A 12,840-nucleotide genomic window follows, 5' to 3' on the forward strand; every position below is an offset into this window, starting at 1 on the left:
CAGCGCGTCACCGAATTACATCATCAACCAGCATGAGGGCTGCTTCGTTTGCGACGGACTGATCTCCGGCGACCTTAATTTCCGTCAGGGAGCTGGCATTCTGGCTTGGGCCGTGGTCCGGGCTCATCCGGCGCCCACCTAGTATCTAGGTTGACGGGAGTGAATATGCCCCGCGGCGTTCGTGGTTCTCATGCGCTATTTTTCTGTGTGCCATAGTCAGGCGCCGAACAGCCAACCCGATGGATACTCTGATGGACAAGACCGACCTGCGACATCGGATGCGAACCCTGCGGGCCGAAGCGGCCGCGCGCGATCCTGATGGCGCAGATTCTGTGGCTGAAAAATTTCCGATGAAGCTGCTTGAACGCTATGGCCCGGTTGTCGCTGGATATGTGGCGATCAATGAAGAGCTTGATCCCGCGCCCCTAATGATGCGTTTGGCAAAGGCTGGCGCAGAATTATGTCTGCCCCGGATAGAGGACACTGGCGAACTGACCTGGCGCACATGGCATTTCGGCGAACCACTGGAGCGCCGGCCATTTGGATTGTCCGAACCGTCAGAAGATGCACCGCTGGCTCATCCGACGTTGATTCTGACGCCTCTGCTCGCCTTTGATGGCATGGGCAATCGGCTTGGCTATGGCAAAGGGCATTATGACAAGGCGTTTGAAAAGCTCCGGGCAAACGGCCGGGCATTTGCCTGTGCATTGGCCTACCCGGCCCAGCAGATCGACTCCGTCCCCAGCGAACCACATGATCAGCCGCTCGACTGGGCCGTCACACCAATTGGCTCAATTCCGCTATTCATGATGCGCAACATGAAAAGTCTGACACCCCCCCAAGAAAGCGGCTAAATCGGCTTGGGTATTGCTAATTTTCCGTTAAAGGTAAACGGAAGGTAAAGCGATGTCCCATTTCGGCCTCATTTCGGTAACCACGGCCAGAAGGACTGTGTCAGTTCTGGACGTTATGATGTTTGCCGTCGTATCTGCTGCACTTGTTACAGGTTTCGCCGTGAGTGTATCCGGTGGCCAGGACGCGCTCGCATCTTCATATCAACAAGCGCAGATTTACTATCCCGTTGAAAAACCCGCTGCCGCGGCGATCCAGGAACCGGTGGCTATCAAGCCCGCAGCGCCAACTGAGAGCAATCCCACAATCAAGCAGCTCGCCAAATCCGGTCATGGATTCCGGTCGACATTTGGATCAGAATCCATCGAGGACAAATTCTGGTTGTCTGAGACGCATGCGATTGACACCTTCTATGGCGGCAGGTGGGCTCCCGAAAACGCCATCACGACACCTCAAGGTTTGGCACTTCAAGTCAAACGCGAGCCAGAACAGGACATCCCGTTTTCCATTGCCGAAGCAAGATCAAAGCAACGCGTCGGTTATGGACGTTATGAGGCGGTGATGCAGGTCGGTAAGGGGTCAGGGCTGGTCTCGGCCTTTTTCACGTATACCGGACCCTATGCAGGCGATCCTCACGACGAAGTGGATATTGAGTTTCTGGGCAAAGACACATCAAAAGTGGAGTTCAATTACTGGCGGAATGGAAAGCACGGAAAGAATGCCAAGTTCGATTTGCCATTCGATGCGTCAGCCGCGCCACACCTCTACGCATTCGAGTGGTTGCCTGATCGGATCACCTGGTATGTCGACGGGGTTGCCTATTACTCCACCGAACCAGATGACGCGTTCATTCCGCGCACGTCCGGACGCCTCTATTTCAGTCATTGGACCGGCGTACCAAAGATGCAGGGATGGCACGGAAAGCCCAAATTTAAATCCGGTGAAGCCACCATCGTGAGCTGCACGTCATTCACGCCAGTCAATGAAAGCACCCAGACATGCGGGGACAGTTTCCGGCCAACCCTCGCAGGTACGGCCGAAAACCACATCTACGCTACTTTGAGTCCTTGAGAATCTGCTCGCGCGCAACCGGCAGCAGTTCTGCCATCTGCTCGCGAATACGAGCATCGGTGCGATCTATGCCAGCCGTATCGAAGTCACCGCGCACCTTGCGGAACACGTCGTCATCGCCCGCTTCTTCAAGATCGGACAGTACGACCGTCTTGGCATAAGCCTCAGCATCTGAGCCTGTCAGACCCATGAGATCGGCGGCCCAGAGACCGAGCAGCTTGTTTCGGCGCGCCATGACCTTGAATTGGGTTTCCTGATCAAAGGCGTATCGAGCCTCCTCGGCGCGTTCGCGATCGTCAAATGTGCTCATGAGAAAGGCCTTTCTGAACGGTGGTAATTCACCAGTGCATATAGTCGTTGAGTTAAGGTGTGCGCAATAATTGTTTCTTTGCCCAGATTGGCGTAACAGTCGCGCTTTCTGGGGTGGCTGAAAACGATTCCTGTTACAGCGATCCGGTACCGTCAGGAGATCCGTCCGCATGAGCAAGAAGCGCATTATCTATGAGGGCAAGGCGAAAATCCTTTATGAAGGGCCGGAGCCAGGCACCCTCATCCAGTATTTCAAGGATGATGCAACCGCCTTCAACGCGCAAAAACGCGCGGTTCTGGATGGTAAAGGCGTTCTGAACAATCGCATCAGCGAATTCATGATGACACGCCTGTCGGCCGTTGGAATCCCCACCCATTTCATCCGCCGCCTCAATATGCGCGAGCAGCTGGTCAAGAAGGTCGACATCATTCCACTGGAAGTAGTCGTGCGGAATGTGGCGGCTGGCACGCTCTCCAAGCGTCTCGGAATTGAGGAAGGCCAGGTCCTGCCCCGGCCCATGGTGGAGTTCTATCTGAAGGACGACGCGCTAGGTGATCCATTGGTCACAGAAGAGCACATCGCCGCCTTCGGATGGGCCGCGGCTCAGGAATATGATGATCTGATCGCCATGTCGCTCCGCGTAAACGACTTTATGTCGGGCCTGTTCGCAGCGGTCGGCATTCGGCTAGTAGATTTCAAACTGGAGTTCGGCCGCCACTATGAGGGCGATAGCGATGTGCCGCGCATTTTGTTGGCTGACGAGATCAGCCCCGACAGTTGTCGACTTTGGGATTTCGAGACCGGTGACAAGCTCGACAAGGACCGGTTTCGCCGTGACCTCGGCGGCGTGACGGAAGCCTACGCGGAAGTAGCCCGGCGTCTCGGCATCCTGAAAGAGTCCGGCGAGAGTGACAATGTGGTGAGCTTCACCAACGGCAAGTAAGCCCTTTGTACCACGCCGCCGAGCAAGAGACCTTACCCAATGAGCCAAGATACAAAAACCAAGATCCGCTCCAAACTATCATACATGAACGGTCGAAAGCCGGTCTTTGCCACGGCACTTGTTCTTGTCGGCATGGCTTACGCGGTAAGCTTGTTTCAATAGGACTGAAATCGGGCTATGGGGGCCCGACTCAGACTTCCCAGGAGACCTCTCATGAAAGCCATCGTCCACGTCGCGCTGAAGAATGGTGTTCTGGACCCGCAGGGCAAGGCCGTTGCGGATACGCTCGCGCGTATGGGCTACAAGGAAGTCGAGGCCGCTCGCATCGGCAAAGTGATCGAGCTCGATCTCGAAGACGGTCTTTCGTCCGATGCGGCCGAAGCCCGCGTCAGAGAAATGTGCGAGAAGCTGCTGGCAAACACCGTTATTGAAAGCTACCGCTTCGATCTCGTCAGTTAGGCTGACTTTTCAACTACTGAGCCATATCCGGTCGTAAGCACTACGACATCCAGTTATGCCGATCGAACATGTGAGCGAATACTCACTTGCGTCTAGATGGATCTGCGCCTAGATTGGTATCAGAGACATGGAGGGCCAGATGGCGAGACCATCAAGTACAGATCAATCCAAGACAAAGCCTCGCGCCCGGAATGCGCGGCCGAAGATCGAACGCGCAGCGCTGAAACTTTTCATTCATGAAGGGATCGATGCTGCCACGACACGCGAAATCGCCGAAAAGGCCGGCGTTTCGGAAGGGGCACTCTATCGCCACTACAAGGGCAAGGACGAACTTGCACTGTCCCTGTTCATGGAAACCCATAATCGCCTGGGCGCGATGATGGCGCAGGCCCTCTCGGCGGATGGCTCACTCGAAGAAAAGGTTCATGCAGCTGTCGAAGCCTATTGTGCGCTGGCGGACGAAGATTTCCTGCTGTTCTCGTTTCACCTCGTCTCGCTCAATCGCTTCCTTCCCTATGACAAGCGCCGCGAAGATGATCCGGTCTCAATCACTGAAAAGATAATTGCCGGCCTGATTGCGGACGGACATATTCCAAAGGGCGACCCGGCGCTGAAAGCCGCCATGGCGCTTGGCGTGGTCATGCAGGCTGGCCAGAACAAGATTTACAACCGCCTGCCCGGACCATTTTCCCAGCACGTTGACGCGTTGTCTCGCGCGGTTCTGTGCGTCTTGAATTCCTAGTGATCAGATAGCGAAGGAGCCCCTGCAATGCGCGGCCTCGTCTTCACAGTCGTCTATTATATTCTCTCTGTTCTTTACGTGCTGGTATCGCTGCCTTTCCTGATCTTGCCGGGGCGAGGCCCTGTCCGCATGATCATCCGCAGCTATACACGGGCGATGAATCTGAACCTTCGCATCGTCGCCGGAATTCGCAAGGAAGTACGTGGACGAAGCAACCTTCCGGACGGTCCCTTCATCCTCGCGGCGAAGCACCAAAGCTGGGGCGACGGATACCTCATCTACCCGGAAGTGAAGAATCTTGCGTTCGTGACCGGCGACCATTTGGAAAAGTTTCCACTGGTCGGCGGAATTCTGCGAAAGCTGGGTGCCATCGTCATCGACACTTGCGGCGGCGGAGATCGCAAAGCGGCCTCGTTGAAGGAAGGCATGGTTCGCGCCCGTGACGAAGGCCAACGGGTACTGATTTATCCTGAAGGCCACCTCGCGCCGGTCGGGTACCATTTTCGCTACAAGGCGGGGGTCTGGCATATGGCGCAGGCAATGAATGTTCCGGTCATTCCCGTCGCCACCAATATTGGCGTGTTCTGGCGCCAGCAGGAACGCGACAAAACTGCCGGCACCGCGATCATTGAATTCCTGCCCCCTCTGGATCCGAATCTGCCTAAAGTAGAATTCCTACAGACCCTGACCGGGACCGTGGAGCTGCACACAGCAAGACTCGTGGCCGAGGCAACTGGTGCGCCGGTAGAGCCGAGCATCCTCATTCCGGATCCTCCAAAGGGCATGGAAGCAAGCCCCAGCTCCGACGACCTGGCGGCTTTTGGAAAGCCGTGAGACTCACCGCTCAACATAAACTTTACACACACAAGAATTATTGATAAACAATAATTGCTCAGGCGATCCCGGGGGCCATATCGGGATTGAACAAATGACGAAATCAAAATCGAAAACAGCAATCGGCCTGTTGGTAGCCGTTGTTGCAACCGCTTATCTGCCTGCCTCCGCGACCGGATGGAAAGTTTGGGACGGACACAATGAAAAGGCGCCTCGCGCCATCCTGACGACCACCGCCGATCAAGCTGGCGCAGTGCTCGTATGCGCGCCAAACGGCCAGATGTCCGCCATTCTATCGCTTGAGGCGGGCGATATTTCTGATCAAATCGACAAGCATGCCACATACAGACGAGGAGAGACCGCTTCAATCATGGCGGGCGACACACCTGGCGTCGAAACAGTTGTTCAATACGCTCCGGCAAACAGCACAATCGAGATCGGGTCGCACAGCCCGGCTGCCAAGATCTACAACTCCGTCATTCGGGGAGATACTGTCAGTGTCTCAGTTGAACATGCCGGTAAAGTTGAGACGAAGTACCCAGAGCCGGATGATGCGTTCAAAGCATTCGCAAAAACCTGCAACGCCGCCCGCGCGGCGAGTGCGAACTAGGTTTCTCTCAAAGAGTGCGTATCGGTTCGGTTTAGGGTTGACGAGCCAGCATGGCTCATGCCCAATCTTGGGGAAGCACGCCTCAAGGAAAGCCCAATGTTCAAATACCTGATTACTGTAGCTGCCATGGTGATGGCAGCTACACCTGCACTCGCCGACTCAGCACCACGCGTCTGGACCCAGGAAAAAGATCAGTTGATCGGGGTCGACAGTTCAGATGCCGGCAAGGACCCGAACTTCAAAAGCCTGGTTCGGATCATAAAGGCGGAAGGCGGTGACCACCCGACCATCCAGCTGAGCTGCCAGATTACGACGAGTGGATACAAAGCCCTGAATTTCAGCGTCCAGCTCGATCCGGAAAACACCTATGAAGATGATGCTGATCGCAGTCCGCGCTTCCATCATATCTCAGGCATAATGGAGATCCGCGACGAGAAATTTCCGGACCGATACGCGTTTCATGCCAAATCAACCAAGCTGATCCCGCTTAGCCGTGAGGTGCCTTCGCGCATCTACAATTCCGTTGTGCGCGGAGACCAGGTGCAGCTGAAGGTAAAGGGCAAGAAGCGCGATCTTGCCTTGCCGGAAAAGAACGACGTATTCGTCGCCTTTGCCAAATTCTGTCCGGTCACCAATGGTGGCAAGTTTGATGTCTCGGTCTTTGAAATCCTGAAGGGCATGGATCTGAGTCCAAATCTCTGAGCGTGTAACTGTAACCTGCGCCTCACATTACTACGCTCCTTTCTGACGAGATAGATTCCATGACCCTGTCTTTGCCCAGGCTTTTTGCCTTGCTTTTTCTGAACGTTTTGTTGGTACAATCCGTGATGGCTGATGAGCCAAGAACCGCGGAACCCTCGGCAACACCCTCATGGGTGCCAGCATCTACGCTTAGTATTGAATATGATAGCAAAGATCCCGGTCGGTCCCCTGACTTCACGATGACTACGCGGGCGATCCGCTCATCCGGCTCGGAAAACTCGCCGATTGTATTTTCATGTGCGGTTTTCTCGGATGGCCGGTCTCGGATATACGCATCAATTCAGCTGAATCCGGGAGATCCCATACATAAGGACGTCAAACGTTTCGGGCAGGGTCGCACTCGTTTTGCGAAAATTGAAATCGATGGTGAGCGGTTTTCAACGTTGCTGATCTATCGCCGTCGGTCAAATACGGTTCATGTTAGTCCGCTCACTTCCACAGCACCGAAATTATACAATGCCGTTTTGAAGGATGCTGAAGCGACACTGATCATGGGTTCAAAAACCTATATGATCAATCTACCATCAAGGGATGATGTCTTCACTTATTTCGCAACGTCCTGTCCTGTCACGAACGGCGGAAACGTTGAGCGTTGGAACAGCGAACTCCTCAAAAAACCGCCGGTTCAATTACAAGCACGATAGTACATTTCAGAGCGGCCTTCATTCAGACCGCAGTCAATGCATCTCTCCAGCGTTCGCATTTCGCTTCGTATCGTATCGCCGCATAGGCCGGGCTGGTAGAAGGTGCGCTTCTGACAACTAGTTCTTGGAAAACTGGCGCAACATATCTCTCAAAGCTGCTTGACGCCTTTCCCCCATTAAGGACCACGCGCTGAATATGGGGATGATGCGCGAAGAACCTCTCGAAGTCGTTTGGCACCTCGTCCTTTATGTTTGAATCCAGACTGCCTTCGCGATGGCAAAGCTTCAGGACATCCCAGACTGCCACGCCCTGCTCTTTCAGGATCGTGGTGCGCTCGGCATAGGGCCGCTCCAACCCGGCCCCATAGACATCTCCCATTATGCGCCAGAAAGCGTTCCTGGGGTGTCCGTAATACTGATTGGCTTCCAGTGAGGCGATGCCTGGCATGCTGCCCAGGATCAGGATACGCGCATCTGAATCGGCTATGGGATCAAAGCCCTGAACAATCATCGGCCTTACCTGCCCCGCAGGCTATACCGTCGCCGGGATAATCGTCACGCTCTCTCCACAACCACAGGCATCGGTCTGGTTCGGGTTACGAAAGACAAATTTCTCATGCAGCGGTGTGACTTCATAGTCCACTTCGCTGCCGAGCAAAAACAGCACAGCCTTGGCGTCGATCAGGATGGTGACCCCATTATCCTCGACCACTTCGTCCAGCGGCTCGGGCGCCATGGCATAGTCCATGACATATTCCATGCCCGCACAGCCGCCATTCTTGACGCCGACACGCAGGAATCCTGCGCCGCGTTCCTGCATGATCTCCTTCACGCGCATTGCAGCAGCGTCGGAAAGCTTCACGGGCTTGGGTCTGGGTCTTCTGGCCATGACAATCACATAGGAACGAAAGCGTTCCGGTTCAATTAAAGCATGTTTAGCGCAAGACGGGCTTCGTCCGACATGCGCGACGGGTCCCAGGGCGGATCGAAGGTAAGGCGAACCTCCACATCCTGCACACCATCAACGGTGCGCGCGGCAGTTTCGATCCAGCCCGGCATATCGCCGGCAACTGGACAGCCCGGCGCCGTCAATGTCATGTCGATATCGACCTTGTAGTCGTCATCTATGTCGACCTTGTAGATCAGGCCGAGTTCGTAGATGTCGACTGGAATTTCCGGATCGAACACCGTTTTGAACGCTGTGATCAGATCATCGGTGATCCGGTTCAGCTCATCTTGCGGAATCTTCGACCCTGCTTCCTCGGAGGAAACATCAACCATGTCGCGAGATGTCATATCGTCTGCCATGCCGTCACCTATACCAGCATTTCCCGCGCCTTGGCGAGCGCTTCAATGAACGCGTCCACTTCGGCGAGAGTGTTGTAAACTGCGAAACTCGCCCGCGCCGTTGCGCTGACGCCCAGATGCTCCATCAGGGGCTGGGCGCAATGGTGGCCGGCGCGGACAGCGATACCGTACCGGTCGAGAATTTGAGCAATGTCATGAGGGTGTGCCCCTTCGAGGCTGAACGCCAGCACGGCACCCTTGTGCGGCGTCTCACCATGGATGGTCAGGCCATTTACGCCCCTGAGTCCCTCATAAGCGCGCGCGTACAGCGCATCTTCATGCGCCTTCACATCTGCATGATCGAACGCCGTCATCCAGTCCAGCGCTGCTCCCAGTCCGATAGCCTCGAGGATTGGCGGTGTACCTGCCTCGAATTTGTGAGGCGCCGTATTGTAGCTCACCCGGTCGCGGGACACGATTTCGATCATCTCGCCGCCCCCCTGATAGGGCCGCGCACGATCCAGCGCTTCTGCTGTCCCATAGAGCGCGCCGATGCCCGTCGGGCCATAGAGTTTGTGCCCGGTCATGACATACCAGTCACACCCGAGCGCCTGAACATCGACCTGCAAATGGACCGCAGCCTGGCTGCCATCGGCCAACACTTCAGCGCCAACTTCATGCGCGAGGCGGGAAATCTCGGCCATGTCCGTCACGCTGCCGAGCACATTGCTCATATGGGTAATCGCGACCATACGCGTTTTCGGACCAATTGCTTCCGCCAGGTCTTTCATGTCCAGCGAACCATCTTCGTTCAGGCCCACCCATTTCAGGACAGCGCCATGGCGCTCCCGCAAGAAATGCCACGGAACGATGTTGGAATGATGCTCCATGATGGAGAGGACAATCTCGTCGCCAGGCTCAATCCGGGCGGCGAGCGCAGAGGCGACAAGGTTGATACCTTCCGTCGACCCCTTGGTGTATACGATATTTTCTGTCGACGGCGCGTTGAGAAATGCTCGGACTTTCTCACGCGCGGCCTCATAGGCCTCGGTGGTCTCGTTCGACAGGGTGTGAATGCCACGATGCACATTGGCATATGCCGTGCGCGACTGGTTTGCGATCTTGTCGATCACCGCATTCGGTTTTTGCGCACTGGCAGCATTGTCCAGATACACCAGCGGCTTGCCATTCACTTCACGTGACAGGATCGGGAATTCCGCGCGGATCGCATCGATGTCGAAGGAACGGCTCATACAGCGGCCAGCCAGGCTTCGGCTTCCGCGCGCAGCACTTCCTCTAGCGCGCCAGCTTCAGCAAATGCTTCGGCGACGAAGGCTTGTGTCAACAGGGCGCGGGCCGTCTTCTCCGGCAAGCCGCGCTGGCGCATGTAGAACAATTGATCATCATCAAGCGCGCCGCTCGTATTGCCATGCGCGCACTCGACATCGTCCGCATAGATCTCAAGCTCGGGCTTCGCGAAGACAACCGCGCCGTCTTCCAGCAACAACGCCTTGTGCTGCATGTCGGCATCCGTGTACTGGCCTGCCGTACGGGGAACAAAGAATTTCCCCTGGAACACGCCGGTGCCGCCATTCAGGACAGCGCCCTTTGTCAGCTGCCGGGTTACACAGGAGTTGGCCCCGTGACGCACATGGGTGGTAAAGTCCGTATGCAGATCCTTACCGACAAGATAGGCGGCATTCAGCGTCGCCTTTGCACTTGGCTCTTGATGCGTAACGCGCGTTTCGAGCCGCGCAACCTTGGCGCCAAAGGCGAGTGAGGTCTGTGTATAGTGCGAATCCGCGTCGAGATGGACGAGCGCCGTTGAAGCAATCGTCTCTTCTGACGTACCGCGCTGATAGACCGTCCGGTTGACCGCGCTGCCTTTCTGGAGACCAAACTCGATCACGGAGGATGTCAGCCCCGCCCCGCCCAGATGGCTCTCCGATACGGTGAGCGCCATATCGGAGCGAACCACGACAACAACACGCGCGAAATTCGCTTCTCCTTCGCCGCTGAACTGGAAATGGAGACGCGGAAGTTCTTTCGAGGTCACTTCCAGCAACAGGGTTGCGGGTCTGGCCTTGCCGCCAGACAGGGATGCCGCCAACGCACCGAGCGGCACGTCTTCGGCCGCTCCCAAGGCCTGAGCTTCGTCTTTCTCGAAAACGTTCAGCCCGTCCGGAATATGGTCTGGCGGGAAATAGCCATTTGGCGAGAACCGGAAGACCAGTGCGCCAGCATGCGGAATCGGATCGTGCGCGGGCGGCGTGGAGGGACGATCGAGCCCCTGCAGCGCCACCTTGAAGTCGGTCCATTTCCACGCTTCCAGCCGGCGATGCGGCAGTCCCGTCCTGGAGAACGCCTCAAACAGCCGCTCGCGGCGGGAATCTTCCGGTTGCATGCCATAGCGCGCGACCAGCTCCAGCTCCGCCGTCGTCGGATTGGCAATCATGTCCCGCAGGGCTGTGGTCACGCCACCTCCCCGAGGATGCCTTCATATCCTTCTTTTTCCAACCGATGCGCCAGTTCCGGGCCACCGGTTGCCACGATACGGCCTTTGGAGAGGACGTGCACCTTGTCCGGCTGGATGTGGTCCAGCAGGCGCTGGTAGTGCGTGATGACCAGCATGCCGCGATCTGGCGAGCGCATCGCATTCACGCCGTCAGCCACCGTCTTCAGCGCATCAATGTCGAGCCCGGAATCCGTTTCATCCAGGATCAGGAAGTTCGGTTCCAGCATCATCATCTGGTAGATTTCCAGGCGCTTCTTCTCGCCGCCAGAGAAACCGACATTGAGCGAGCGCTTCAGCATTTCTGCATCCAGCTTCAAGGCCTTGCCGATTTCGCGGGACTGTTTGATGAAGTCCGGCGCAGATATCTCGTCTTCGCCACGAGCCTTGCGCTGTGAATTCATGGCCGCCCGCACAAAGGTCATGACGGGGACGCCGGGAATTTCGACGGGATACTGGAAAGACAGGAAAAGTCCCTTGGCCGCCCGCTCTTCCGGATCCATATCCAGAATGTCTTCACCATTCAGCGTCGCGCTTCCGCCCGTCACCTCATAGCCGTCGCGACCGGTCAGCACATAGGACAGGGTCGATTTGCCGGCGCCATTCGGCCCCATGATTGCGTGGACCTCGCCTTTCGGCACGTCCAGCGTCAAGCCATTGATGATCGTCTTGGCGTCATCGTCTTCACCGACAGTCGCGGTCAGGTTTTCAATCTTCAACATGGTGCGCATGTAAGCTCCCTAGCCCGGTGCGAAAAGCCCCGGATGCAGGAAATGGCCCGTATAACCGCTTGAAACAGGTCTGGCGGTCCGATTCTTCGGTTTTGCCGCACCTGGCCTCGGGTTTTTCAGGCGTCACGCTGGGACAGCATGTCAGATTCGCGGACCGAAAGGGTTTCGGTCCAGAGCGTCAGTGACGTGCATAAACCTGCGGCGTTCAGTTCGGCCTTGAGAATACCGTCAGTGCGGTACGGTTCATCCAGGGCCTCAATCAGTCCCCCGGCCTTCCAATGGGCCCAGTTATCCGCAATTTTTCCCACCTTGAACGACACGTCCACGATCCGCGCCCAATTCTCGGCAAATACAGCAACGATCTTCTCTACGCCGGTTACCGGAGCATTGAACGGCGTTTCGAACAATTTTGCGTCTTCACTCAACAGGGACTTGAGAAGCGCGACATCTCCGCCCTCCTGCGCCCGTGCATAGGCATTGAGCCAGTCTCCGAATGCGTCCGGATCAGCCAACGCTGCCCTCCAGGCTCACCTTGAGCAGGCTCTGGGCCTCGACCGCAAACTCCATTGGCAATTCCTGCAGCACTTCGCGGACAAAACCGTTCACCAGGAGCGCAACCGCTTCCTCTTCTCCGATGCCACGCTGGCGGACATAGAACATCTGGTCGTCCGACAGTTTGGTCGTCGTCGCTTCGTGCTCCAGTTGGGCATCAGCCCGGCGGTTCTCGACGTAGGGCACAGTGTGCGCGCCGCAGCGATCCCCGATCAGCAAACTGTCGCACTGGGTGAAGTTGCGCGCCTTGTCGGCCTTGCGGTTGATCGAGACGAGGCCGCGATACGTGTTGTTGGACTTGCCAGCCGAGATGCCCTTGGAGATGATTCGGCTGCGCGTGCGCTTGCCGAGATGGATCATTTTGGTGCCAGTATCGGCCTGCTGACGGCCATTTGTTACAGCGATGGAGTAGAATTCGCCCACACTGTCATCGCCGCGCAAGATACAGCTCGGATATTTCCACGTCACGGCCGACCCCGTCTCGACCTGCGTCCAGCTGATCTTGGAGCGGTCGCCCCGGCAATCGCCGCG

At 56.6% G+C, this 12,840-nt stretch carries 18 protein-coding genes and 1 other RNA gene; 10 read left to right on the plus strand and 9 right to left on the minus strand.

The genetic code is table 11. The features are described 5' to 3' along the window. Nucleotides 1-33: 33 nt before the first annotated feature. The 3 genes from ssrS to B2344_RS10990 all read left to right on the plus strand — a co-directional run bounded on the left by ssrS (nt 34) and on the right by B2344_RS10990 (nt 1,923). Nucleotides 34-192, plus strand: a non-coding RNA gene (gene ssrS, locus B2344_RS16050) — 6S RNA. Between the two features lie 59 nt (nt 193-251). Further along, entirely contained in the window at nt 252-854 is a 603-nt protein-coding gene (locus B2344_RS10985) for a 5-formyltetrahydrofolate cyclo-ligase (protein WP_242517314.1), read from the plus strand. 52 nt (nt 855-906) lie between these two features. Then, entirely contained in the window at nt 907-1,923 is a 1,017-nt protein-coding gene (locus B2344_RS10990) for a family 16 glycosylhydrolase (protein ID WP_290483612.1), read from the plus strand. Here B2344_RS10990 and B2344_RS10995 read toward each other — a convergent pair. Then, a complete protein-coding gene (locus B2344_RS10995; protein ID WP_034815548.1) occupies nt 1,907-2,233 on the minus strand; it encodes a DUF1476 domain-containing protein in 327 nt (108 codons plus the stop codon). The two genes, B2344_RS10990 and B2344_RS10995, sit on opposite strands and share 17 nt — an antisense overlap. 169 nt (nt 2,234-2,402) lie before the next feature. On the opposite strand from B2344_RS10995, the gene purC reads away from it, so the two are divergent. The 7 genes from purC (at nt 2,403) to B2344_RS11030 (ending at nt 7,227) form a co-directional block, all read left to right on the plus strand. Then, the gene (gene purC / locus B2344_RS11000; RefSeq protein ID WP_206990630.1) at nt 2,403-3,176 is read left to right on the plus strand and encodes a phosphoribosylaminoimidazolesuccinocarboxamide synthase; all 774 of its coding nucleotides are present in this window, start codon (nt 2,403-2,405) and stop codon (nt 3,174-3,176) included. A 213-nt stretch (nt 3,177-3,389) separates the two neighbouring features. After that, complete coding sequence (purS, locus tag B2344_RS11005; RefSeq protein ID WP_034815552.1) at nt 3,390-3,635, plus strand: phosphoribosylformylglycinamidine synthase subunit PurS; 246 nt, start codon at nt 3,390-3,392, stop codon at nt 3,633-3,635. Nucleotides 3,636-3,774: 139 nt separating this feature from the next. Beyond that, nucleotides 3,775-4,377 carry a TetR/AcrR family transcriptional regulator gene (locus B2344_RS11010; protein WP_242517315.1) on the plus strand — a complete coding sequence of 201 codons (603 nt, stop codon included), beginning with the start codon at nt 3,775-3,777 and terminating at the stop codon, nt 4,375-4,377. 27 nt (nt 4,378-4,404) lie between these two features. Beyond that, nucleotides 4,405-5,211, plus strand: a complete 807-nt coding sequence (locus tag B2344_RS11015; protein ID WP_290485216.1) for a lysophospholipid acyltransferase family protein — start codon at nt 4,405-4,407, stop codon at nt 5,209-5,211. 94 nt (nt 5,212-5,305) lie between these two features. Beyond that, nucleotides 5,306-5,821 carry a hypothetical protein gene (locus tag B2344_RS11020; protein WP_034815557.1) on the plus strand — a complete coding sequence of 172 codons (516 nt, stop codon included), beginning with the start codon at nt 5,306-5,308 and terminating at the stop codon, nt 5,819-5,821. Nucleotides 5,822-5,917: 96 nt separating this feature from the next. Then, nucleotides 5,918-6,523 carry a hypothetical protein gene (locus B2344_RS11025; protein ID WP_290483616.1) on the plus strand — a complete coding sequence of 202 codons (606 nt, stop codon included), beginning with the start codon at nt 5,918-5,920 and terminating at the stop codon, nt 6,521-6,523. 59 nt (nt 6,524-6,582) lie between these two features. After that, nucleotides 6,583-7,227, plus strand: coding sequence for a hypothetical protein (locus tag B2344_RS11030; RefSeq protein WP_206990635.1), 645 nt, complete (start codon nt 6,583-6,585; stop codon nt 7,225-7,227). A 22-nt stretch (nt 7,228-7,249) separates the two neighbouring features. Here B2344_RS11030 and B2344_RS11035 read toward each other — a convergent pair whose 3' ends face one another. The 8 genes from B2344_RS11035 to B2344_RS11070 form a co-directional block, all read right to left on the minus strand. Further along, the gene (locus tag B2344_RS11035) at nt 7,250-7,738 is read right to left on the minus strand and encodes a DNA-deoxyinosine glycosylase (RefSeq protein WP_206990636.1); all 489 of its coding nucleotides are present in this window, start codon (nt 7,736-7,738) and stop codon (nt 7,250-7,252) included. A gap of 21 nt (nt 7,739-7,759) precedes the next feature. Then, nucleotides 7,760-8,116 (minus strand): HesB/IscA family protein, encoded by a 357-nt coding sequence (locus B2344_RS11040; RefSeq protein ID WP_206990637.1) that lies wholly within the window; start codon nt 8,114-8,116, stop codon nt 7,760-7,762. Nucleotides 8,117-8,151: 35 nt separating this feature from the next. Beyond that, the gene (locus B2344_RS11045) at nt 8,152-8,535 is read right to left on the minus strand and encodes an SUF system Fe-S cluster assembly protein (protein ID WP_206990638.1); all 384 of its coding nucleotides are present in this window, start codon (nt 8,533-8,535) and stop codon (nt 8,152-8,154) included. An 8-nt stretch (nt 8,536-8,543) separates the two neighbouring features. Next, nucleotides 8,544-9,767, minus strand: a complete 1,224-nt coding sequence (locus B2344_RS11050; RefSeq protein ID WP_290485217.1) for an aminotransferase class V-fold PLP-dependent enzyme — start codon at nt 9,765-9,767, stop codon at nt 8,544-8,546. Next, a complete protein-coding gene (locus B2344_RS11055; RefSeq protein ID WP_290485218.1) occupies nt 9,764-10,990 on the minus strand; it encodes a SufB/SufD family protein in 1,227 nt (408 codons plus the stop codon). Before B2344_RS11055 ends, B2344_RS11050 begins: the two co-directional genes overlap by 4 nt. Then, nucleotides 10,987-11,748 (minus strand): Fe-S cluster assembly ATPase SufC, encoded by a 762-nt coding sequence (gene sufC / locus B2344_RS11060; RefSeq protein ID WP_034815776.1) that lies wholly within the window; start codon nt 11,746-11,748, stop codon nt 10,987-10,989. The genes B2344_RS11055 and sufC overlap by 4 nt, the downstream gene beginning before the upstream one ends. Nucleotides 11,749-11,873: 125 nt before the next feature. Continuing rightward, nucleotides 11,874-12,269 (minus strand): nuclear transport factor 2 family protein, encoded by a 396-nt coding sequence (locus tag B2344_RS11065; RefSeq protein ID WP_290483620.1) that lies wholly within the window; start codon nt 12,267-12,269, stop codon nt 11,874-11,876. Further along, nucleotides 12,262-12,840, minus strand: a 579-nt coding sequence (locus tag B2344_RS11070; protein WP_290485219.1) for a SufD family Fe-S cluster assembly protein, incomplete at its 5' end; no start/stop codon positions are given. The genes B2344_RS11065 and B2344_RS11070, both read right to left, overlap by 8 nt.

This window comes from Hyphomonas sp. UBA3195 (assembly GCF_002366485.1).
Classification (GTDB): Bacteria; Pseudomonadota; Alphaproteobacteria; order Caulobacterales; family Hyphomonadaceae; genus Hyphomonas.

Bases quoted from the DNA above. Each gene is read 5' to 3' on its own strand.
- B2344_RS11020 (WP_034815557.1), top strand. From the start codon at position 5,306: ATGACGAAATCAAAATCGAAAACAGCAATCGGCCTGTTGGTAGCCGTT.
- purC (WP_206990630.1), top strand. From the start codon at position 2,403: ATGAGCAAGAAGCGCATTATCTATGAGGGCAAGGCGAAAATCCTTTAT.
- B2344_RS11035 (WP_206990636.1), bottom strand. From the start codon at position 7,738: ATGATTGTTCAGGGCTTTGATCCCATAGCCGATTCAGATGCGCGTATC.
- purS (WP_034815552.1), top strand. From the start codon at position 3,390: ATGAAAGCCATCGTCCACGTCGCGCTGAAGAATGGTGTTCTGGACCCG.
- B2344_RS10990 (WP_290483612.1), top strand. From the start codon at position 907: ATGTCCCATTTCGGCCTCATTTCGGTAACCACGGCCAGAAGGACTGTG.
- B2344_RS11010 (WP_242517315.1), top strand. From the start codon at position 3,775: ATGGCGAGACCATCAAGTACAGATCAATCCAAGACAAAGCCTCGCGCC.
- sufC (WP_034815776.1), bottom strand. From the start codon at position 11,748: ATGTTGAAGATTGAAAACCTGACCGCGACTGTCGGTGAAGACGATGAC.
- B2344_RS11050 (WP_290485217.1), bottom strand. From the start codon at position 9,767: ATGAGCCGTTCCTTCGACATCGATGCGATCCGCGCGGAATTCCCGATC.
- B2344_RS11045 (WP_206990638.1), bottom strand. From the start codon at position 8,535: ATGGCAGACGATATGACATCTCGCGACATGGTTGATGTTTCCTCCGAG.
- B2344_RS11040 (WP_206990637.1), bottom strand. From the start codon at position 8,116: ATGGCCAGAAGACCCAGACCCAAGCCCGTGAAGCTTTCCGACGCTGCT.
- B2344_RS10995 (WP_034815548.1), bottom strand. From the start codon at position 2,233: ATGAGCACATTTGACGATCGCGAACGCGCCGAGGAGGCTCGATACGCC.
- B2344_RS10985 (WP_242517314.1), top strand. From the start codon at position 252: ATGGACAAGACCGACCTGCGACATCGGATGCGAACCCTGCGGGCCGAA.
- B2344_RS11030 (WP_206990635.1), top strand. From the start codon at position 6,583: ATGACCCTGTCTTTGCCCAGGCTTTTTGCCTTGCTTTTTCTGAACGTT.
- B2344_RS11025 (WP_290483616.1), top strand. From the start codon at position 5,918: ATGTTCAAATACCTGATTACTGTAGCTGCCATGGTGATGGCAGCTACA.
- B2344_RS11015 (WP_290485216.1), top strand. From the start codon at position 4,405: ATGCGCGGCCTCGTCTTCACAGTCGTCTATTATATTCTCTCTGTTCTT.